We start from the raw sequence: 23,425 nt of genomic DNA on the forward strand, positions 1-23,425 counted from the left end.
AATATAATAAATGCTAAAAGAAAAGTCTAAAAAAACTATTGATTTTCAGATAAAAAAAGGCTGATGAAATCGGATTTTCTTTTTTTACCTCACCAATATAAAACTTCCTTTTTTAATTACCTTTCTACTATTGAGATAAGTAACTTCTGCTATATAGCTATACTCGCCTGTTGGTGCTAATTCTCCTTTAAAATATCCGTCCCAACCTTTTGTATTTCCTTGTTCCGTTTCATACATTTTTTCGCTCCATCGATTAAATATGGTTAAGCGTGCGGAAACTACTTTATTCGAATATAGTTTAAATGTAGCATTCTCAGGATTAGCGCTTAGCGGAGAAAATGCAGTAGGAATATATAATTCATTATCATCTAATACTTTTATATAAACAGTATCGCGTAAAGTGCATTTACTGAGATATTTTATGGTCAGTACATAATGATTGTCCACATAAGTAGTGGCTATTGGTTGTTCACAATCTGAACAACTCAATCCATTTCCATCACTCCACATTATCTCATTTATCCATGAGTTATTTCCCTCTAAAACATTAAATCCTAGAGAGACTGATTCTCCCAAGTTTATGGTGCTAGATGATGGTGTAGCTTCGATACGCAGAATAGGAGCGGGTGCAATAGCCGTATCCTTATATGTTTCACAGTTTTCCTTATCTCGAATAAGTATATAATAATTACCTGCATTGAGTCTCGTCCACTTATTTTTATATGAGAAAAACTTGCCACTATCCATACTATATTGATACGGAGCAACGCCTCCTTCTGCATTGACGGTTATCTCGCCTTCGATTATTTCTTTACATATGAGGTCTTTTGTGATGATTGACCCTCTATTGCGCTCTCTAGCTGGATCTATCAAAGAATCAGTATGACCAGCGCTACAACCATTCGAGTCAATGAGATTTAACGTATAGACCCCTCGCTTAAGATTCGTAAGATCTTTAGTATTAGCCTTATTGGACCAGTTATATTGATATGGTTTGGTTCCATTCACTACATTGACGGAAAGAGAGCCTTTTGCTGTGCCATAGCAAGGATTTTGTATTTTAGAACTTGTTGTAATAAGTATCGGGGCAGGCTGTGTCAGAGTTACTTTTAAGGTATCTTTACACCCTATTAAATCTTCGACCGCTACTGTCTGAGTTCCTGCATATAAGTTAATGGCTCTATCGCCATAAGCTCCTGATGGGAACCAGCGATAGGTGTAAGGAAATGTACCTCCTGTTGTTTTAACCAAGATTTCTCCAGTTGGCTGATTATGGCATATAAGATTGATGGAATCAAGCACCCTGGTAATCATCTTATTTGGCTGGGTAAGGGTGAATGAATCTTTATATTCACAACCTTTATTGTCCGTGATAGTAAAATAATGTTTGCCAGCGCTGAGACCAATAGCTACAGAATCTTGTCTAGTAGTATACACCTTATAACTATAAGGAAACTGGCCACCTGAAGGGAAAAATTTGACACGACCTGAAAAATCTTGAAAGCAAATAAGGTTGAAGGTATCATAGGTAGCTGTTACTAAATTAGGCTCTTCGGTCACAGTAATTTTTGCAGAATCCCTGCAATTCAAGCTATCTGTAACGGTAAGTCTATAGATTCCTGGAAACAAACCAGCAATATTTGGACTAGTTGCGCCCGTATTCCATAGGTATTGATAGGATCCAGTTCCTTCCGTCACAGTAGATGTGATACTTCCATTTGCCTTAAGACAAAAAGATTGAATAGAATCCAATTTGATTTTTGGAAGCTTTGTTGTAGGTACAACAAAATTTCGTATGATTTCACATTGTCTATCATCTGTTACGGTAAGTGTATATGTGCCAGGTCCAATATTCACTATATGATTACCAACGAATCCAGTGCTCCATGTATATACAGGGTTTATAGCTCTTACCGACATTAGGGTATATATGCCACCATTTGACAATCCACATGTAGAGCGATCGACTCTTATTGAATCAAATCCTGGCGAAGCACCAGATATTAAATTTTCCATAAGAGTATCCTTGCAGCCTATACTATCTGTTACGACAAGTGTATAAGTATTATCCGCTACATTATTTAAGAAGGTGGTCGTATCACCGGTATTCCATAAGTATCTTAATGGTTTGGTGCCAAATATTGTAGTTGTCATTATAGATCCATTCGGTTTGCCACAAACAGGCAACACAACAGTCTGTGGATATAGTTCTGGTTTCTTCCAATCATCAATCGTTATATTCGATGTAATGGTACAATTTCCATTATCGCTTAGTGTAAGGGTATAAGCGCCAGCCAAGATATTCGAAAGGTTGGCTGTGCTTGCACCGTTGCTCCAGGCGTAGAATTTTGTGGAAGCTCCACCTCCTACATTTGTGGCAATACTTCCATTGGCTTCGCCACATTTTGATTTCTCGCCTGTGAGACTAACTGTGAGCATAGGTATTCGAGAGACATATATAATGGTAGAATCCTTACAACTATTTACATCAGTTACTACTACTTTATATGTACCTGAATCTATATTCACTAAACTAGAGGAAGCGGGAGTTCCGTTCCAAGTATAACTAAAGGGCGATGTACCTGTTCCTAAATTGATATTGGCGTTGAGTTGTCCATTGTTGATGTTACAGCTGGCATCCTGTTTAGTCACATTGAGGACAGGCGACGTGGCCATGACTAAAGTTTGTGACTTGCTAAATGAACATAGATTGTCGGTCACTGTCACAGTATATGTGTTAGCACCAAGATTTATAATACTATCTATGGTAGCTGTGGTACTCCAGTTATAATTCACAGTGCCTATCGTATTGTTCGGCACAGCTTTTATTTTACCGTTATTAAGATTACATTTTGGATGTTGGAAAATTAAATTGATAGAATCTACTCCAATACTATTTAGGAAAGTAGTCGAAGAAGCACTACAACCTGTAGCATCGGTCACGGTCACACTATAGTTGTTCGGAACTATACCACTAATGGTAGGGGTATTGCCGCCATTGCTCCAATTATAGGTTATAGTTCCGCTCGCATTAGTTACCACTGCTTGCAGGCTTCCATTGCCAGCTCTACAGGTAGATGGAGTTTTATTAAAATTGATAGTTGGCAAACCTTGTTGTATCAGCGTCACAGAGTCTATCCAAATGCAACCTCGCGTATCGGTTACTGTGTATTTATATTTTCCAGGACTTAGGTTGGCTATAGAATCTGTATTAGGTGCTGCGGGACTCCAAAAATAAGATTTCGCACCAGTGCCACCTGTTGCTCTTATTTTGATATAACCATTATTGAGATTACAACTTGGATTTTTACTGGTCTTGGTAGCCGTCAATGGGAATACCGTATCGAGAGTAGCAGAATCCTGCTTGATACATCCTCTTGAATCAATCACTCTATATACAAATTTGCCCCCATTGATATTAGACAAGGTATTTGTACCAGCGACATTATTCCAGAAATGACTTAAAGGAGTTCGGGAGCTGATAACATTGGCAAATATAGAACCATTATTGAGTCCGCAACTCGCAGTATTAACGATGAGCGAAACAATAGGCCCAGCAGTATCTCCTACATTGACAAGGGATGTGACCAAACAACCCAAACTGTCCGTAATAGATAGGGTATATGTTCCCGCTCCTACATTTATTGCATTGGCATTCGTACCTAATCCACCACTCCATGAGTAGGTATAAGGAAGTCTCCCATCAATAACATTTGTAGAAATGCTTCCTATTTTATAGGTGCAATTGTCATTCACTACAATATGACTTGCACTATGCTTTTTCACACGTGACAGATGCACGGTGTCTCTTATTTCACAGTTATTAGAATCCGAAATATAAAAGACGTGCTTACCTGTATCCAAGCCTGAAGCAGTCATAGAAGAAATAATAGTATTCCAGTGGAATATATAAGGAGGCTTACCTGTAACAACAGATGCAGTGAGAATACCGTTATTCAAATCACAGTTTGCAGGTTTTTTACTTATAGAAATCGCCAAAGGTGGCTGCGCTGCAATGTTGACGGAGTCTTTATCTGTACAACCTGTACTATCGGTAATTGTCAGGATATATTTGTTAGCAGCCAAGCCATTTAAGTCTTTAGTGGTGGGGCCATGGCTCCAAGAAAAACTAAATGGTGATTGCCCAAAACTAATATTTGTGACGATTCTTCCATTACTAGGTCCACAAAATGAATTCGTAGGGATTAGATTGATATCTGGACTTTGAATAAATAAAACCTTTGCGGTATCAATCGTTACACAGGCTCTATTATCCGAAACAGTCAATAAATAATTGCCACTAAACAAGGAGCTTAATGAATCTAATGTTGTGAAATTGTACCAGGTATAACTATAAGGAGGACTTCCCCCTGTTACAACAGCTTTGGCTTTTCCATTGCCATTATTACAGTGAGAATTTTTAATTTGAAATTGAATTTTAGGAGCTGTACTATCGATAATAGCAATAGTATCAAAGAGGATACAACCCTTGGTATCACTGATTCGCACCACATAGACTCCGGAATCAACATTATTAATAAACCCTGTATCAGTTGCTTGTTCATTCGGAGCAAAAGCCCCAGACATTTTCTTCCAACTATAGAAATAATCTCCATAGATACTATTTGCTACCGTTATTATTTGTCCATCGAATCGACCACAATTAGATCTAGTCCAGCTTATAGATTTGGTAGGTGCAGTGGTATATGCTAAGGTGTCCCGAAGTACATAGACGCAACCAGCTGTATCAGTCATAGTAACCGAGTATATGCCAGGTGCTAGGCTATCTATCGATGCTGTAGTTTTACTATTGCTCCAAATATAGGATTGGGCTACTATAGGCGGAGAGAAACTTAAAGAAATAGTACCCAAATTATTCCCACACGGTGGGTCACTACTTACAATTATTGGTGGAACAATAGGGTTGGTATCTATAAAAGGAAAGGCGAATGCCTGACACTTATGGGAGTCGATTACTTGAATTGAAAAAGTTAATGGTCCTTTGAGACCTATTTTCTTATAGGTAGAATCGATTATACCATTCCATCGAATGGTAATAGGATTTATAACACTATCAATTTTTATATGTATTTCTCCATTACTGCCTCCGCATTTCTCTAAGACAATAGAATCTGTAATAGTAGGGTAATGGGTATATAGCATAGTGGTAGTGGTGTCATACTTACATCCATTTGAGTCTGTAGTTAACACCCGATAGGTGCCGATAGTGACACTATCTAGCAATGCAAAAGTATCTCTAGGCAAACGCTGCCACACATGTTTGTATGGAGCTTTACCACCAAAAGGCATAGCTAAAATCGTCCCGCTAGCGGTATCACAGCGCGTTTTCACTATGACAAAAGTATCTCGCAGCATAGTGCTATCGCGCATAGTAATTGAATCTCGTACTATACATCCGAGGCTATCTGTTATAAGCAACTCATACCTGCCAAATTTAAGGCTATCTGCCATCACGCCTGTATCTCCATTCGACCATTGAATAGTATATGGAGGGGTTCCATTGGTAATATTTATTGTAATTTTTCCTGTGGAATCATTGCATTTGGAACGTTGAATAGATGTTTGATAGGTAATAGCTCCTTTTGTAGTCAAATCCCAAGTATCCCGTACTATACATCCATTGCTATCTGTTATGGCAACGCTAATAGTATCACTTGGTAGACCAACAACAAAATTTCCACTAGCATTTGGATCATGACTCCATGAAAAAGAATAAGGTGAAGACCCAACTAAATTGTAAATATGTATAAGTCCATTATTGAAGCCGCAGCGGGCTTTTCGAAAGCTATCTTGATAAGTAGGTGGTGGCCTTCGTATGATAGAGTCTGTTTTAGTAGCACTACAATTATTAAAATCTGTGACTGTCAAAGTATAGGATCCTACTGCCTTAGCCGTGATGTTAGGAGTGGTCTCTCCTGAGCTCCAAGTATAACTAAATGCAGGAGTACCTCCAGAAATACTTGAAGATATACTTCCAGTGGTATTGTTGCATAAGGCTTGATTTATCGAAAAGTTTATACTTGGATTGGACGAAGCTAAAATGGTAAATGTTTTTGACTTTTGACAACCATTACCATCCTGCACTAATACAGAATAATTGCCTGGTGATAGTCCAGTTCGGGTAGCCGTAGTATTTCCATCAGACCATACTATAGAAATAGGAGATTGTCCAACTATATTTTTGATAAATAGTTGTCCATTATTTGTATTGCATGTTGTTTGAACAATACTATCAGTAAAATTAGTGAATGGCGGCTGATGTATGGTATCTGCCTTGGTTCTTTGACAGCCAAATGAATCTGTAATCGTCACTGAATATATCCCAGGAGCCAAGCCGGAAATGAAGTTAGAAGTTTGTCCATTGCTCCAATTGTACACTATGGGAGGCTTAGCGCCACTAACATTGGTACTAATACTGCCATTGTTTAATCCACAAGTTGCATTCGTTTTGGTCGTAGAAAGTGATGGAGCAGACCCCATTGTGACTACTGCTGCTCCTGATGCAGTGCAACCGTTGCCATCGGTAGCAGTTACGCTATAACTTCCTGCACCTAGATTGATTCTATTTTGAGTAGTGACCGCATCATTCCACACATAAGTATAGGTAGGGGTACCTGTCAATATATTTACTGAAATAGACCCATTATTATTCCCACAAGTAGCATTCGTTCTGCTTATTGATATATTAAGTGCAGGACTGGAATTAACTATGACAGAATCGAAGGCTGTACAGCCTTTAGAGTCTTGAATGGTAAATTTATATTTGCCGCCCGATAGACTATTGATGGTATGATTGGAGGCTGAAATCGGTGAAGTAGTAACTCCATTGCTCCATGAATAAATGAAAGGAGAAGTACCGCCGCTTGTTACTATGGCAGTCGCTGTTCCATTGCTAGCGCCGCATAAGGCATTTGTGCCAGATTTATTCTGAGTAATCGCTGGAAATGATAATAATTGTACACTGTCTATTTTAGTGCAACCATTTACATCTGAAAACGTCAATTTATACCAACCACCAGTTAAGCCTAATATCGTAGGAGTGCTTCCCCCTTGATTCCATGTATAGGTAAATGGAGATGCTCCACTCGTAGCATTAGCCGTTATTGAGCCGTTGGAATTGCCACATGTTTGATCTGTTTTGATAAAACTAAAATTTGCAGGAGAACTTCCTAAAATGGCGATAGGATAATTAACCGAGCAACCTACATTGTCAACTATCGTTAGTACATAGTTGCCCGCTGGTCTATTGTTTATAAATGTGTCGGTGGAGATTATACTCGCTCCTAGTCTCCATTGCTGAGCCAATGGAGCAACTCCCGATTTAGTAATGATACGGGCACTACCATTGACAAGACCACAAGAAGTATTAGTTATAGTAAATGTAGCACTAGGAGGATTGCTGCCAGCTGTTATGGTCAACGTAGTATCAAATCTACAATTGGATCCGTTTCTAATTGCTACATTATATACACCAGCTGCCAGTCCATTAAAAATGTTGGAGGAGCCGAAGCTTGTCCCTCCATTGATTGAGTAGGTGTATGGTGGATTATTGGGGGCGCTGGTTTTGGTAAAAAGTCGTATAGAACCATTGCTGGTACCACAGGTAGTATTGGTCGTGCGCATAGAATCTATCTCTCCACGAATGGTAGAAATATTTACTGTCGTATTAGCGCTATCCCTGCACCCAAAGGGAGAAGCTACAACCAGTTTATAAGCTTGAGTTGCTGTAGGCTTGGCAAAGGGATCAAGTATATTGGAAGCAGAAAGTCCAAGATTAGGAGTCCAAGTATAAGAATAAGCTCCCACAGGACTTATGCTAGCATTAAGACGTACCGAGTCATTTATGCAAATAGAATAACTAGAAGGCAAACTAATTACAGGCTTAGGGTTTACATTGATAGTAATTAGTGAATCGGCAGTAGGACAACCTACAGAAGAAATTCTTAAAAATACATTTTGGACTGAGGAAGTATTTGGGGAACTATAGGTATAAATCGTATTGCTACAGTTGGTACACGATAAATTGCTCGCTGGCGTCCACACGGTCTTAAAACTAGTGTCGGTAGCTGTATGACGAAGGGTAATATTTTGTCCTACACACAGTGATGTATCTCGTTTACCATTATTTATTGTTACACCATTAGCGAAATCTTTAATATAATATTGAACTGTATCTGCATAATTTATTGACGGAACAGAAAAAATGATGCGCAGGCTTTCGATATTTTCCTTAATAGCATCAGTCAAAGCGGACACATTGTAATTAAATGAATTATTACCAGCTGCGATGGTAAAACTAGAGCTAGCAGAATAATCGGCGGCATTGGCTGTTCCAGAAAAATTGACATTCACCGTAATGGGAGAACTAATAGTAGAACGCGAAAAGGATACGACACCTGGATTGCACCCCTCTACAAGGAATAAGGAATCTTTATTTGAACCATTGGTCGCTTTCTTATCTGTAATCTCCAATAAAGGAGGAGAGGTAAAACTCGACTTTTTGAAAAATATACCACTATCGAAATTTCCATCCAATATATCTGCAATAGCCAGTTTCATAGTATGGGTTAAATTTGGTTGAACTGGTATTCTAGCCCTTAGAACTTTTGTCATACCATCATAAACAATATGATTGTTAATTAAATTAGCTGTATAAAATTGAATAAAAGGTGAACCAGCGCCTAACCCTTTGCAGTAGGTATTGAAGTTTGAAACACCAGTCTGCTTGCTAGTATCATTGATACTATTAACGGACACATTAATATTGGTGCCGGGTACTTTGGAGTAATTCTTAAAAGTATCGCTAGGTGCCTGCACGAAAATACCAAAAGCATCAAAACTAGATAAACAGACATATTCAGGATAATCTTCAGAAGCAAATACATAGTCAATAAATGCCGAATCACCTCGTGGAACAAAATTAAACTGTAAAAAACATAAATCTCGTTGAACGGCTGAGGCACCAGCTAGCGTTGCTATTTGGGCATCTGAAGTAGTGATTCCTAGATTATTACTTGCCAATCGAAACCTATTCGCATTAATACCCGTATCCGCAGTGGTGCTTAAAACACGTCCCGTGCACAGTACAATTCCACTATCTATGGCCAAGCTTAAATTTGGGGTTGGGTTTACATTGACAAAGGTGCCGTTAGCCAAGGTGCTGCAGTTCAAAGTAAAACCACCTGTCACCTGGATTCCTTTCCCAGCCAAAGTATTAGCCAAAGATGTCGACGTTTGATTATCTACTAAAGAAATAGTTTGACTAATGCCGATACTCAAGCGACACATCATAAGAAAGCAGATGATTAATCTTATAAACATTAGTAAAACTGATATTCAGCTAACACAAAGATAATGATAAATTAATGATAAACCATATTTAATTTTCCATAAAAATCTATGCATTAGCCTCTAGAAAAAATATTCAATCGCCTTAAACAACTTATATTTGTCGTAAATCAATCATAATGGGTCAGCAAAATATTCTCGTCATCGGTGCAGGAGGTCAAATAGGAACCGTATTAGTAGAAAAACTAATTCAAGTTTTTGGGATCACAACCGTCTTCGCTACTGATTTAAAAGAGAATGCTGAAAAGGGAATATCTGCACTCGATGTGATGGACAAATCCAGCTTAGAGTCGTTTATAGAAAAGAATAAAATTCAAGAAATCTATCATTTAGCTGCTATCCTATCTGCTCGCGGAGAACAGAACCCTCAATGGGCTTGGGACATCAATATGGGTGGCTTGTTCAATGTATTGGAGACTGCAGTAAAATACAAAGTTGAAAAAGTTTTCTACCCCAGTACGATTGCGGTTTTTGGAAAGCATATTCCATTGGAAAATACTCCCAATCATGTCCCTTTGGTTCCTGCTACTGTATATGGCATCAGTAAGGTAGCTGGTGAATTGTGGGCCGAGTATTATTTTAATAAATATGGTCTAGATGTAAGATCCGTCAGATACCCTGGGGTTATTGGTTATCAATCCTTAGCTGGAGGTGGCACTACAGACTATGCAGTAGATATTTTTCATGCAGAAGCTAAAAACGAAGTCTTTCAATGTTTTTTATCTGAGCACACGAAGCTGCCAATGATATATATGGAAGACTGTATTAATGCAACTATTGATATTATGAGAGCTCCTATAGAAAATATAAAAATTAGGACGAGTTATAACTTGGCAGGTATGAGTTTTTCTCCTTTAGAAATAGCGACTGAAATTCAAAAAAGAAATCCAAATTTTAGAATCGAATATAACCCTGATTTTCGTCAAGCGATAGCTGCCACTTGGCCTCAAAGTATAGATGACTCAAACGCAAGGAAGGATTGGGGTTGGAAACCTAAATATGACTTAAGCAGTATGGTCGACATTATGATGACTGAGGTTCGAAAATTGTATCCGAGTCTTAGCAGAGATAGCTCATAATAGTTTCAAATTCTTTATAGCTAAGCTGCCCTTCAGCTGTTTTATTGCTACTTTTATGATAAACATAAGCAAATGGAGCTCCGAGGAACATTGAATTAATCCTAGTAAATTTAGCATCTTCACCCATTCCAAAAGCAATCAAATCTGATTCTCCTTTATATAAATTCAGCAAATTAATGCAGTCGTCTCGAAAATTGACCTTAGTCGCTATCTTTACAATATCAGCCCCAATTTCCCTTGATTGACTTATGATTTCCTTTAAGGTATTTAGCGGTGGTGTTTTGTCAAAATCATGGTGAGAAATAATAACCTTGGCTCCATAGGCTTTTGCGAACAAAATTAAATCTTCTTTCTGCTGTGTGTTTAATGATAACTCTAAATCTATGTATGATGCACCTGCACTAATAGCTTTTTTTAGTTCATCCATTTTTTGAACACTAGCGTGGAAACCATCATCTTCCCTATAAGTAGCTATAGTATCTATAGGTAAAGAGAAAATCTCTTGTATATGTTGAGACCTAAATCGGCATACATCCAATCTAATTTCGGCAATAGAAAAATTTTCTGCTATAGAAATAGCACGCCGAATATTATTCTCTGTAATAACCACACAAGCTTTCACTTATATCTAAATTTTATATTAAAGCTGGCCTCCCAGTTTTTCGAAATCCTGAAAAAAATCTGGATACGATTTTTGGACGGCTTCTATACCTTTCACTTTTCCACCCGTCAAATAGTATGCCAATATAGAAGCTGCCATGACCATACGATGGTCACCATTGGTTTCAAACTCAATGTCCTTGATAGTTCTAGTGGAAAAATTATTTCTAGAGTTTGTATTTATAAGCAAGAGGTCTTCTTGAATAGTGTAGGGTATATCTAACAACTCTAACCAATTTACTATACCTTTTAGGCGATTGCTTTCTTTGTGAATCAAGCGGTTTACGCCCCTCAGTTCACTTTGTCCATTGGAAAAAATAGCCAACACTGCGAGAATGGGTGCTAAATCTGGGGCATGTGTCAAATCACCTGTAAAAGGTAAATGTTGTTCTGTCTGAATCCTAAGTTTGTCTGATTCCCAACATACCCGAGCTCCATACTTTTTTAGAATATCTAACATGATTCTATCTGCTTGGAGACTGTTCGGATTCAGCCCACTAATTCGGATATCTCCATTTATAGCGGCAGCAGCCATCCAAAAAGCAGCGGAACTCCAATCTCCCTCTATCCTTATCTCCGCCTTGGATTTTAATTGAGCTGGATGTATAAGTAAGCTATCTTTTACCCATTCAATTTTACCACCTATCTGGTTTAGAAGATCTACCGTCATATCTATGTATGGCGTACTCATTAAACCTTGTATAGTCAGCCTCAGTTCATTTTCATGCTTCAAACCTACCAAGTAATATAAAATTCCAGATACGTATTGCGAACTAATAGACCCATCGATTATTAAATCAATAGCGCGTTTTGTTCCTTTAAAAGAAATCGGTAGCGTATTTTGATGACTCTGGTAGTCTATGCCTAATTGATTAAATACTGAAAAAATTGAATTCATTGGTCTTTGAATAAGGCTGCCAATTCCGGAAATCGTAGTGCTTCCCGAATTTAACATCATGAGACCTAAAAATAATCTTGCGCACAGGCCTGATTCCTCACAATTTATATGGATATCAGTATCAAAGTCAAATGTATTTTGAATGGAAAGACTATCCCCTCCCTTCTCATTCAGAACTGCACCACAACTTTTAAGAATTTCCAAGACCGCCAGTTCATCTGCTGATTTACCTAGATGTAAAATATCTAATCTGGGTACTAGAAATGAGGCTGCTAATGCCCTCTGTCCATAGCTCTTGGATGGTGGAGCCTTTAGTTCGCCAGAGAGTTTTTTTCCTTGTTTTATGATGACATCCATCCCTCTTGTTCCGCTTTAATGATGTAGCTATTAAGTTCTGCCAAAGTTATCATTTCAATCTTCGCCTTGCCAATTTCAGGTATTAAAACAAAGAAAATATTTTCATTCTCACGCTTCTTATCTGACTTAATTTTATCAAATATGACCTTAGCGGAGAATTTTTCCATACTTGTTGGGAGATTGAATCGCGACAAAACCTCTTTAAGTTTTTGATATAAGGAGGAATCAAATCCATAGTAGTATTCTGACATTTTAACAGCAAATAGCATTCCTAGTCCTACTGATTTACCATGTGATAGTCCATAACTTGATTCAATCGCATGACCTATCGTGTGACCAAAGTTCAAAATTCGTCTTTGATTGCCTTCAAAAGGGTCATCTTCTACTATTGTAGATTTGTGTATAATACAACTATGTATGATATCCTCAAATAATGCCTTGTTTGACAAGATTGATTCTAAATTAAATGCTGTTAATCGTTGAAAAAGACTCCCGTCCATGATCAAACCATACTTAATTATCTCAGCAAAACCATCTGACATTTCTTCAGAAGGTAGTTTTTGAATAATCTCCGGAAAAAAATAAATACCGCTCGGTTGATAGATGGTACCTATTTGATTTTTACTTGCTCTGAAATTAATTCCATTTTTACCTCCTATGCTGGCATCAATAAGGCTCAAAAGCGTGCTAGGAACTATAGAAAACGAAACCCCTCTTAGGTAGACGGATGCAGCATAGCCTACTAAGTCCGATATAGATCCACCACCTATAGCTATTAAATGTCCTTTTCTATCCAGACCACTATTGGCGATCCGATGAATAAGATCATTAAAAACATTTATACTTTTAATAGCATCTCCCCCGTATATTTCGATGATGTCACTAAATAGAGAACTTGGAATAAACTGTGTAAGCTTTTTATCTATTACCAATATTAGCTTGGAATAGCCTTGCTCGGCATTAGCCAATAATTCGTCCCACGAATCAATCTGGGTTATATGGGTATTCGTTTCTTTAATTACGGTATAGGAATGAACTCTCTTCATATTAAAATACCGCTAGCTCCAACAATTTATTATCCTGAATACACACCCCCTGATGGAATATTCCATTACTTATAATAAAAACTTTTGCCCCTATACTTAAATTATATCTAGAAATTTGTTCCATGACACTTCTATCTAGTTTGTGATTAGGAGCCTTACACTCTATCAGTAAATATGGTTTTGCATGGACATCATAAACACAAATATCAAACCGTTTCAATTTATCATTGATATAAAAACTTTTTTCTACAGCTATTTTACTCAATGAATAATTTTTGTCTTCTGTCAAATAATGCAACCAAAGCTGTCTGACTTCTTCTTCTGGTTTAGCGATAATCCATTTTTTGCGAACAATATCATAAATATATTTTATTTGATTCTCCTGCTTCATTCGAATCTTATATTGTCCAAAATTGACTATCATGTTTCATCTTCTAGATTCTCACCTCGCAATTTTCTTAGACGCTTCCTCGCATCGGTAGTAAATACGGAATCTTTATATTTAGTGAGTAGTTTCAAATAAGCTTCTTTCGCAGTTTCTGTATTTTTAAAGCTTTCCTCTTCAAGTTTCGCCCATTCATATAACGCTCTATCGGCTAGTATAGAAGACGGAAACTTTTCATACAATTCTTTGTAGATTCTAGAGGCAGCGCTATCGTTTTCTACTGTTTTTTCAAAGTTTGCTTCAATTAATAAGACATCATCAATAAGACCGGAATTTGGGAAAACTTTTTTCAATGAAGCTAGTGTCTTAAATGCCTCTTCGGGTCTATTTTGATAAAAAAGTAATTCGGCAGACGAAACATCTTTCATGGCCATTTCCTTGGCCTCATCACCTTGATTTTCTTGAATAAATACAGCCAATTGTAAAGCATCATTTGCAATTAATTCACTGGTAGAAGATTTCAATATGGATAATAAATCTTCAGCTAATTCATAGTCTCCGTTAAAATAAAAAACTTTAGAATTTTTAAATCTTGCTTCTTCACCTAGAGGTCCATCCAGTTCTTCCTTGTCCACCTGACCATAAAGCAGAGAGGCTTCCCAGATATCATTCATCGCTAATTTGATATCTGCCAGATCTATTTTAGCTCTAGAAATATGTTGCTTAGCCATCATAGGTGTTTCTAGCATTTTCTCTAGTATGCTCATAGCCTGAGGTAAACGTTTGAGATACTTCACAGTAAACTCAGCAAATAATAATTGTATATCAGCTGTGTTCTGCGTATAGCCATACTGCTGCAGATAGCTAAGAATTTCACCATGAAGTGTGGCTAAACTAGCTGAATCACGCAGCCTGTTCTTTTTAATTCTAGCATAATGTGTGAAAATCTTTTTTTCATTCGCTAGTTTGGAAAATCCAGTAGAATTATTTTTAATCACATAGTCATAGCCATCGATAGCGAGATCAAACTCGTTTTCTCCTGATGCTATCTCTGCGATTTGATATACCTGCATTCCTTGCCCATTCTTGCGTTTTTCGTAAGACTTAGCTAACACCAATGCTTGTTCATAGTCTTTTACCGTCATAGCCAGTTGCATGGCAAGCTCATTCCATTTATCACTCCCTGGGTCTGCTCCTAGCTTGGCATACAACTTCTTTTCCATCAGGCGTTGTGCTGATTTACTCGTCATTAGAAAATCTAAGGTAGAGTATAAATACATGTAGTTTTGATTATCTAACTCCAATTGACCAAAAGCAAGATTCACAGCATCTTCCATGCGGTCTTGTCTGACATAAATCACTAATAAATTTGACTGAAATGCATCTTTGGATTTCGATTTTTTCTGAAATTTGAGAATCAAATCTTCCGCCATTGACCAATTTCGATTCTCCATATATTTCTGTATGAATGAATTGGCCTCGTACTCATTTTCCCCAATAAGATCATTGATTTGAGTCCATTCTTTTTTAGCTTGAATACTATCGTTAAGCTTCTCATAAGCCAAGCCAAGATTGTACTTAAACGCAAGATTTTTATTATTGTTTTTTAGAACTTGCTTACTTAGCTCTGCTGCTTCAGCATATTTTCGGAGTTGAAAATAGGTCTTATATAGATAATCATAAAATTTAGCAGGTCTAAGTTCAAATTGTTTTTTTAGGAGAAGCTCTGCCTTGTCATATTCTCTTAACTGAAAAAACTGCAAAGCTATACGCTCATCTTCTGCTGTCTGGGAGAAAATCCTTCCAGCGTGAACCATTAATATTAAAGATAGCCATATTCTTTTCACAATAAAATTAACTCACCAAGGTGCCTAAAGACTCCCCTTTTATTATCTTAGAGAGGTTACCCGGTCGGTTCATATCAAACACCATAATAGGTTTTCTATTTTCTTCACAGAGTGTAAATGCAGTCAAATCCATAACCTCATATTTGTTTTCATAAACCTCTTTGAAACTTAGTTTATCAAACTTGGTAGCACTCGGATCTTTGCGAGGATCTGCGGAATAGATGCCATCAACATTGGTGCCTTTCATGACGATATCAGCATTGATTTCTATAGCTCTAAGTGCCGCAGCCGTATCTGTCGTGAAGTAAGGATTACCGGTTCCCGCACCGAAGATAACGACCCTTCCTTTTTCCATGTGACGGATAGCACGTCTCTTAATATAGGGTTCCGCTATCTGATCCATACGCACAGCACTTAAGAGACGCGTATATATACCTAAATTTTCTATAGAACTCTGTAACGCTAATCCATTAATCACGGTAGCTAACATACCCATATGATCACCTTGTACCTTATCGATCCCTATCTCTGCTGCATCCTTTCCTCTAAATATATTACCCCCACCTATAACTAGCGCTAACTCAACTCCCAAATCTACCACTTCCTTAATATCGTTGGCATATTGAATCAATCGCTGTGGGTCGTGACCAAAATTTCTATCTCCCATAAGGGCTTCACCACTTAGCTTGAGCAATACTCTTTTGTACATCATTGATTGTATTATTTTATCTTGTATTAGGATTCAAAAAAAGAGTTGATTTTATCTTTGATAGAGTCTTTGAGTCTCTGTACATCGCATCGACAAATATAATTGTCCTTGAGTTTTTCACAGATTTTTGTCTTTAAATCTTGTTCATGACAGATGTACTCTTGACAGTCTCCACATTTATTGATATGATTTACTAACCATATTCTCTTATCCTCAGAGAGCTCATTGTCTATGAAATACATGACCTGATTTCTAATGTCTTGGCAAGCACTTTCTGTCATACTTAATCCATTTAATTTCGTTTATCTTTATAACCCATTTTACTTCCATAAAGTTGCAGTTTTGTTTTGAGCATATTTCGCGCTCGAAATAGCCTAGATCGAACAGTACCTATAGGTATCTCTAAAATATCACTCAACTCTTCATAAGTAAAGTCTTCTAAGTCAGCTAGAATGATAATTTGACGATAATCAGCGGGTAGCCTTTCCAGAGCGGTGGTCACTTCATCTCCCATCATAGATTTAAAGTAATCCGTGTTATCACGAACTTCTACACTATCTATATCTTGATTTAGACTTTCATCATTAGAATCTCCATCTTTAGTTTCTATGATATTGTCGAAGGAATAATGTGTTGGCTTGGCCGTCTTCTTTCGATAATCGTTGATAAAACCATTTTTCATGATTTTAAATAACCATGCCTTTTCATTGGTGCCTTCCTGGAAATTATCCATAAAGCGAAATGCCTTGACAAAGGTATCTTGTACTAGGTCATTGGCATCCTCCTCATCTTTTGTAAGGTAGTAAGCATAATTGTAAAGGGTGCTAAGATGCGGGAAAAATTTATCGTTGAAATAACCTTCTCTTTCCTTAGGTGTTTTAGCGTTTATCCTATAAAAATCAATCTCTTCTTCCAAACGAATTTTTATCTATTTTTCAATTTGAAGTTTGATAGAAGTATTGAAATCATCTTTTGAAAGCATAAGCTGATAAAGACCATTTGCTAGATTCGGTATCATCATTGGAAACTCTGCATCTAGACTTGTCAGTTTTAATTCATCATTATAGACAACCTGACCTAGATTATTGACCAAGACTAAATTTAACTTCCCGAGTGTTTTAGTTGCCACTCTTAGATTAAACTGCCCATTGTTAGGATTTGGGCTAATGTCTGCATAAATAGCTGTATTTCCACCCTGAATAGACCCTAAATATCGGCTACCTCCTTTGAACATGTAGGCACCCGTACCTCCACCTATATCAGTTATACCATCGAATTTGAAATATTTAACTCCATTCTCAGTTCCATCTACAAAGGTGCCGAATACAACAGAGTCAAAATTAAAACGATTTCCTCTGATTCCTCCCAACAAGGCATTCGTAAATGGCACATTCTTTGACTTGAACCATCTTACATCATTGTTTTCTAATTCTAATTGGTCTGCATACAAGAACTTTGTCTCATCCTTTTTGTCGTCTAGTTCATCAAGTTCTGACTGATTTACATAGAACTTAACCTCAATAGGATTATTCATTACGCCGGAAATAAGTTTATAATTCCAAAATCTCTTAAGCATAATAGAAGCCGTATATTGTTTACCCGTATTATGGACACTTATAAAGGTGTTAGGTCTAACGACAATATCTGCAGATCCTACTATGTTATTCCCGTTTTTATTTACGGCAAACAAATATTTATCAGGTTCTTGTTTGGTAGCGTAGTAGGTCCAATTATCCCCATCTGTACACTGCTCTTCCAGATTATATGCTGATACCAAAGACACCGTAGCGTTCGTTTGTCCTGACCTATGTATGACCTGTGCTGTATCTGTAATTATAGGGAGACAAGGCGCAGAACCATTGACTCGCAACCAATACTTGCCAGAATTGCTTCCAGAAAGATTATTTATCACTAAAGTGTTTGTGGTAGCTCCAGGTAACTGAGTGCCATCTTTAAACCACTGAAAACCAGTCGCATTATTAGTATTGGCTACTAGCTGCACAGTCTCCCCCATACAAGCAGTGGTTTTACCAACTGGTTGCAGCGTTATCTGAGGTTTTGACTTGATGTCAATATTAAAGCTATTAGACTTCACTTCAGGACATACTGGATCGCTATTAACGGTGACATGATAGGTTCCGTTATCTCTTTCTGATAAAAATTGTAACCATATTTGAGAATCTACTTGACCCTGAATAGCTACACCGTTTTTATACCACTGATATATTTTACCATTCGTAGCGTTAAAGCCAAACTTGAACTCTCCATCCTGACAAGCCACTAATGCTGGTCTAGTGCCACTGACAGTAGGTCTATATGCTATTTTCACATCGATAGTATCTGATTTAATGTCTTGACACTTATTCAGAGCCTTTACTACAAACGAATATTTTCCTGCATTAGCTAATCCAGCCAATGGAACTACCACTGAATCCTGCTGGGCTACAAGGGTGCTACCTCGATACCATTGAATTTCCTGCTTATTTATAGCACTTGCCTCTAACTTTAATTTTTGTCCTTCGCAGAATTTCATTTCACTAGGATAAAAACCGAGGATAAGAGGACTAGGATTTACAACCAACTTTGCAGCATTGGTTATAGCATCTGGACAACCTGGGTAGCTAGATGCTATCAATCGATAACTACCTGAATCTCCAATCTTCGCTGAAAACAAAGTCAAAGAGTCTTTGATAAATCCATTCATGATACCATTATCCTTAAACCATTGAAAAGTCAGTGCATTGACTGGTTGCGTCTTTATCACATATCGCTGACCTACGCATAAAACAGTATCTAAAGGCTGAGTTACAAATCTCGGGGTATCATGTACCGTGACCTTCACCGTAAAGGATTTGACATCTCTACAATAGTTGCTATCCGTTGCTACGACATGATAATCTCCAGTAGTTGCAAAATCTGCATTTGTTATATTCAATTCCGACACCGTAGAGTCAAGCCCAGGGATTCTGGTAGTAGTATTTTTATACCATTTGAAGTATTTCGCATTGTTCGTTGTTACATTTAATTTCGTATTCCTATTCAAACAAATATTAACTGGCGTCAAATTCGTAACAAACTCTGGCTCTTTATGGAAAGAAACCCTAACTTCACGAGAGAAGGTATCTCTCGTGCAGAATCTAGTACTAAAGATTCTTACCTGATAAAGTCCAGTATCTGATGGTGACGAAATAGGCACACGATAGAAGGAATCATTAAACGTATCTGATGGAGGCGTTACCGAGAAGTTTTGAATTACATTGCCATTTTTAGACCATACAAATCGATTCCCAAGTGTATCTGTACCCTTTTTAGTAGACACTTTAATATTCAGAGTATCATCTTTACACAATAAAGTATACTTAAGGTCTTCGTATAATCCTGGAACATCTGGTGGTGTAACTTTAGCTGTAGTAGTATCCTTCTGACCTACACATATTCCCTTTAAGACTCTTAAATTATAGAAATAAAAATAATTAGTCAAGGCAGAGCCTGGATTTCCTATTTCATAGGATCTAGTAATAACAAGGGGTCTATTGGCAGGAGTATTGAATGGGTATGTAAACCCTGTTGTATGTCTTGTAAGACCCGTTAAATTTGTAAATCCTGTTAATACCAATTTATATCCAGTATCTACATTAGGAATAGCAAAGTTTAGAGGAATTCTCGTAGGCGTACCGATGACAGTAGGCACTGGACTCAAGGCATAATTATTTAACTGTGCTACGATAGCGCCATATTTATCTATTAGCGCTATACTCACGGTTGCTCCTGCAATACCTGTCAAATACATTTGACAATCACGAATAATGACTGGCTCCATAGCATCAAATTGCAGCCCTGCAGTAGGCATTACCCCAGTAGTGATTGTAGTTCCCGTTGTATTCATTTTACCTACAGAGTCCGAACTTGACCTTAATGCAGCAACATAGAAATCCCTAGTGGAATTTAATGTAGGTGTCGTATAAGTTCTCCCGATAAAATCAAATTCATAAGGATTCGCTGTAGCTGATTGATACCAGTAGGCTGAGTCCGTGGCAACAGTATTAACTGTAATGGAAGCTGTCCCTCTATTACAGATGATGGTAGTATCTGGCACATTGGTCAATCTTGGATTGTTTGGTCTTATAAATCCTGTCCTCGAGTACTGTGAGCCATTTTTGTCCGTAACAGTCACTGTAAGGAAGAGCGTGTCATTAAGCAAGGTAACTATTTGTGTAGGGGAATTAAGTGAAGCATTATTGCTCCAACTATAGGTATACGGTGGACAGCCACCTGTCACGTTTGCGCGTATAAGTGCAGGGGTGTTATAACATGATGAAAATGGAGTAGAAAGGGTCACATTTAAGCCTGCTGTAGATGCTGTAATGGATAGTGGATTTGAAGCCACATTGCATCCTGCTGAATCTGTCATTTCGATGTAGACCGTTGCTGGAACAGCTGCTACAGTATAACTTTGAGGATTATTGCTGCCGATAGTAGTGGCACCTATTTTCCATACTGTGGCTAAAGGTCGTATGAAAATAGAATAATCCTCAACCTCACCCCTTAAAATATTGAAGAATGAATTAGTAATAGGAGCATGACTACAAATAAATCGAATGCAGGTTCTTCCTGGCCTCACATTGGGTGGGATGTAAAGGCTGAAATTTTCTGTTCTAGAACCTGTAGTCCTTACCTGTGAAGAGTTAAACACCATTTCATTGGCACTTGTGAAGCTACCATCTCCATCAAAATCTACGAAGGCTGCGAAATAAAGTTTAACATTAGCTGTAGTGGCTGCAGAAATCGAAACGGGATAGCTGCGTCCCAAGGAAACTGAGTCAGGGGTAAAATTTCTAAAATTTGAATAAGCTCCTCTCACACCAGTGGCTGTGCCGATTGATCCTACCAATGAGTTAGTAGCTGGTGTAGCATTATCTATGTTTATCAATTTTACATTGGTAATATTGGTCTGCATGACAGTATCTATCACGTTAGGCGGAAAAATAAAACCCGTAGGATCAGGCGAGAATCTATAGTTTAACTGCACTGTACTCGTCGCACAGGCCTGTGGTGGATCTGAAAATAGAGTAGGCATAAGAGCACGGGATGCCGTATTATCATTATAATAAAAATAATTAGAAGCTACCGTGTCATTAAGACGTGTAATAGCCAACACACGATATCGAACTATGGCATTCAATGGAGTTACTGCTGGTATCAACCTCGTAAAACCTAGAGCTGACACCGAATTCATTCTTAAAAAAATAGGAGCTCCCCCATTGACACTATACTCAACCATAACGCTGTCTAGAGCATTGCCTAAAGTTGTAAATAACGCCTGAACTGTTCTAGCTGTTGAGGTGGCGCAGGATTGGGAAATAGGAGTATGACTTACATTCAATAGAACAGGCGCTACAAAAGCTGTCCCTGCAAACTCATCCGCTCCTATGTCCGTAGGATTAGGTCTTGCATCGAGATCCACATCAAAGGCATATCCGCTAGGCGCCGCATTGCTTTCTAGCCTAGTGGCTACGCTGGTCTGAATATGCAAATCATTGGCAGAAATAAATGGCGGGTTTTCGATAAAACTATTTTGGTCACGACCTGTTATTGATTGCCAGGTAGCTAACGTGGTTGGATTGGAATTAGCGATTCCTCCATTTGGTGCAAAAAAACAATTCTTGTCCATAGTGGTATTAGTAATGGCGGCATTATTCGTTATTAAACATAATGCATTAGTTGAGCCATTAACATTGACCATAATGTTATTGTTAAATTCTTGAAGCGTACTTGTAACTAAAAATGCGGAACTAACAGCATTGGCGACTGATGGACCAGCTGAGTTTGGGGTTAGCAGAGCTACTGTATTATGATTTAGTCTTAAAGAGCTCGCATTTCGAGCAATCAGTCCATAATTTGCAGGATTGCCAAGTGTAGTCTGTCTTCGCGATGAAACGACATTTCTAATGAAATTGTTATGAACATCAACATTTGTTGTTGTGGCGCCACTTACAATTATACCAGCTACATCTACATTGGTTCCCGTATGATTCGTTATATCAAATATTGTGTTCTGACCTATATTAGTACTAGGATTACCATCTCGTAAATCAATTCCAATTGTATTAAATCCATCCAAACTTCCATTCACAGGCATGCCTACACGAATTTGATTTCTGGTAATCTGCATTGGACTACTTGTAACCGAAGAACCTTCGCAGAGAATCCCAGTTAAACCAATATAATCATTTGTTACAGAAGTAGCGCCAATTAAATTATTTCGAATTACTATACCAGAAAATGCATTAGCTGTAACGAAAGGACTGGCAATACTGACAATACCTAAAAAACTTCTAATTATATTATTGTTTTCAATCGTTATATTTCTATTTCTAATGCCATAGGTTAATTGATTCGCAACACTATTTGAGCCAATAAGAATGCCAATATTTGTTGAAGAATTTGCGCTACTGGGTCTCGGCCCTACAATGTTACAATTCTTGATTGTTATATCTACAGCAGAGTCTGAAGGCGTTGTTACTGAGCCTATACGAATAACCGCTGTATTATTAAACGCATTATTACCCGCATTAAATCCTATAGTCAAGCTTCTATCGACTCCACTTACTGCTGGGTCATCCCCATCAATAGTGACGTTCCTAGCACCAAATAACATAATAACGCCTCGATTTGCTAAAATATTGTTATCTCCAGTAATCGTTCTAACGCCCTGAGGTCGAATGGTAACACTCGTATAGCCCCCAGCAACATTTGGTCTTAATAATGCAACAGGTTGATTGGGTTCATTTGTATTTGCTGTGATAGTTATATCTATTGCGCCTTGATGAAACCCTCTATTTATAGAATCAAATGCCTGACTCACCGTGGCATAGGTGCCTGTAGCTGCACCAGCGGTAGCCGAAACAGATACCTGAGCTTGAGTAAAATAAATATTAAAACCAACCAGCCATAGTATTAGCTGAAGCTTTAAATTCAATAGTCTGTTATAGTAGTATTTTCTCATAACATAGAAAATTTTAAGGTTTGAACATACAAAGATAAGATTTTTTTCTGATTTTTCCAATAAATCTAA

General features: G+C 37.7%; 11 protein-coding genes. 1 reads left to right on the forward strand and 10 read right to left on the reverse strand.

What is annotated here, in order from left to right:
• Positions 1 to 84: 84 nt before the first annotated feature.
• Positions 85 to 9,342 carry a choice-of-anchor L domain-containing protein gene (locus JNL75_01220; GenBank protein MBL7788434.1) on the reverse strand — a complete coding sequence of 3,086 codons (9,258 nt, stop codon included), beginning with the start codon at positions 9,340 to 9,342 and terminating at the stop codon, positions 85 to 87.
• A gap of 146 nt (positions 9,343 to 9,488) precedes the next feature.
• On the opposite strand from JNL75_01220, the gene JNL75_01225 reads away from it, so the two are divergent.
• Positions 9,489 to 10,448: an NAD-dependent epimerase/dehydratase family protein gene (locus tag JNL75_01225; GenBank protein MBL7788435.1), complete on the forward strand. Its 960-nt coding sequence runs from the start codon at positions 9,489 to 9,491 to the stop codon at positions 10,446 to 10,448.
• Here the strand turns inward: JNL75_01225 and JNL75_01230 are convergent.
• Genes JNL75_01230 through JNL75_01270 form a run of 9 tightly spaced genes read right to left on the reverse strand, consistent with a single transcriptional unit; the run spans position 10,429 to position 23,356 of the window.
• Positions 10,429 to 11,070 (reverse strand): type I 3-dehydroquinate dehydratase, encoded by a 642-nt coding sequence (locus tag JNL75_01230; GenBank protein MBL7788436.1) that lies wholly within the window; start codon positions 11,068 to 11,070, stop codon positions 10,429 to 10,431. The two genes, JNL75_01225 and JNL75_01230, sit on opposite strands and share 20 nt — an antisense overlap.
• An 18-nt stretch (positions 11,071 to 11,088) precedes the next feature.
• Complete coding sequence (aroA, locus tag JNL75_01235; GenBank protein MBL7788437.1) at positions 11,089 to 12,363, reverse strand: 3-phosphoshikimate 1-carboxyvinyltransferase; 1,275 nt, start codon at positions 12,361 to 12,363, stop codon at positions 11,089 to 11,091.
• Complete coding sequence (locus JNL75_01240; protein MBL7788438.1) at positions 12,348 to 13,409, reverse strand: 3-dehydroquinate synthase; 1,062 nt, start codon at positions 13,407 to 13,409, stop codon at positions 12,348 to 12,350. The genes aroA and JNL75_01240 overlap by 16 nt, the downstream gene beginning before the upstream one ends.
• Before the next feature lies 1 nt (position 13,410).
• Positions 13,411 to 13,833 (reverse strand): type I restriction enzyme HsdR N-terminal domain-containing protein, encoded by a 423-nt coding sequence (locus JNL75_01245; protein MBL7788439.1) that lies wholly within the window; start codon positions 13,831 to 13,833, stop codon positions 13,411 to 13,413.
• A complete protein-coding gene (locus tag JNL75_01250; protein MBL7788440.1) occupies positions 13,830 to 15,641 on the reverse strand; it encodes a tetratricopeptide repeat protein in 1,812 nt (603 codons plus the stop codon). Before JNL75_01250 ends, JNL75_01245 begins: the two co-directional genes overlap by 4 nt.
• A gap of 7 nt (positions 15,642 to 15,648) precedes the next feature.
• Positions 15,649 to 16,353 carry a UMP kinase gene (locus JNL75_01255; GenBank protein ID MBL7788441.1) on the reverse strand — a complete coding sequence of 235 codons (705 nt, stop codon included), beginning with the start codon at positions 16,351 to 16,353 and terminating at the stop codon, positions 15,649 to 15,651.
• 23 nt (positions 16,354 to 16,376) lie between these two features.
• Positions 16,377 to 16,631, reverse strand: coding sequence for a hypothetical protein (locus JNL75_01260; GenBank protein ID MBL7788442.1), 255 nt, complete (start codon positions 16,629 to 16,631; stop codon positions 16,377 to 16,379).
• An 11-nt stretch (positions 16,632 to 16,642) separates the two neighbouring features.
• On the reverse strand, positions 16,643 to 17,266 hold the full coding sequence (locus JNL75_01265; GenBank protein MBL7788443.1) for a sigma-70 family RNA polymerase sigma factor: 624 nt from the start codon (positions 17,264 to 17,266) through the stop codon (positions 16,643 to 16,645).
• 12 nt (positions 17,267 to 17,278) lie between these two features.
• Positions 17,279 to 23,356: a hypothetical protein gene (locus JNL75_01270; protein ID MBL7788444.1), complete on the reverse strand. Its 6,078-nt coding sequence runs from the start codon at positions 23,354 to 23,356 to the stop codon at positions 17,279 to 17,281.
• Positions 23,357 to 23,425 lie beyond the last annotated feature (69 nt).

The sequence above is a fragment of the Chitinophagales bacterium genome (genome assembly GCA_016787225.1).
GTDB lineage: Bacteria > Bacteroidota > Bacteroidia > Chitinophagales > JADJOU01 > CHPMRC01.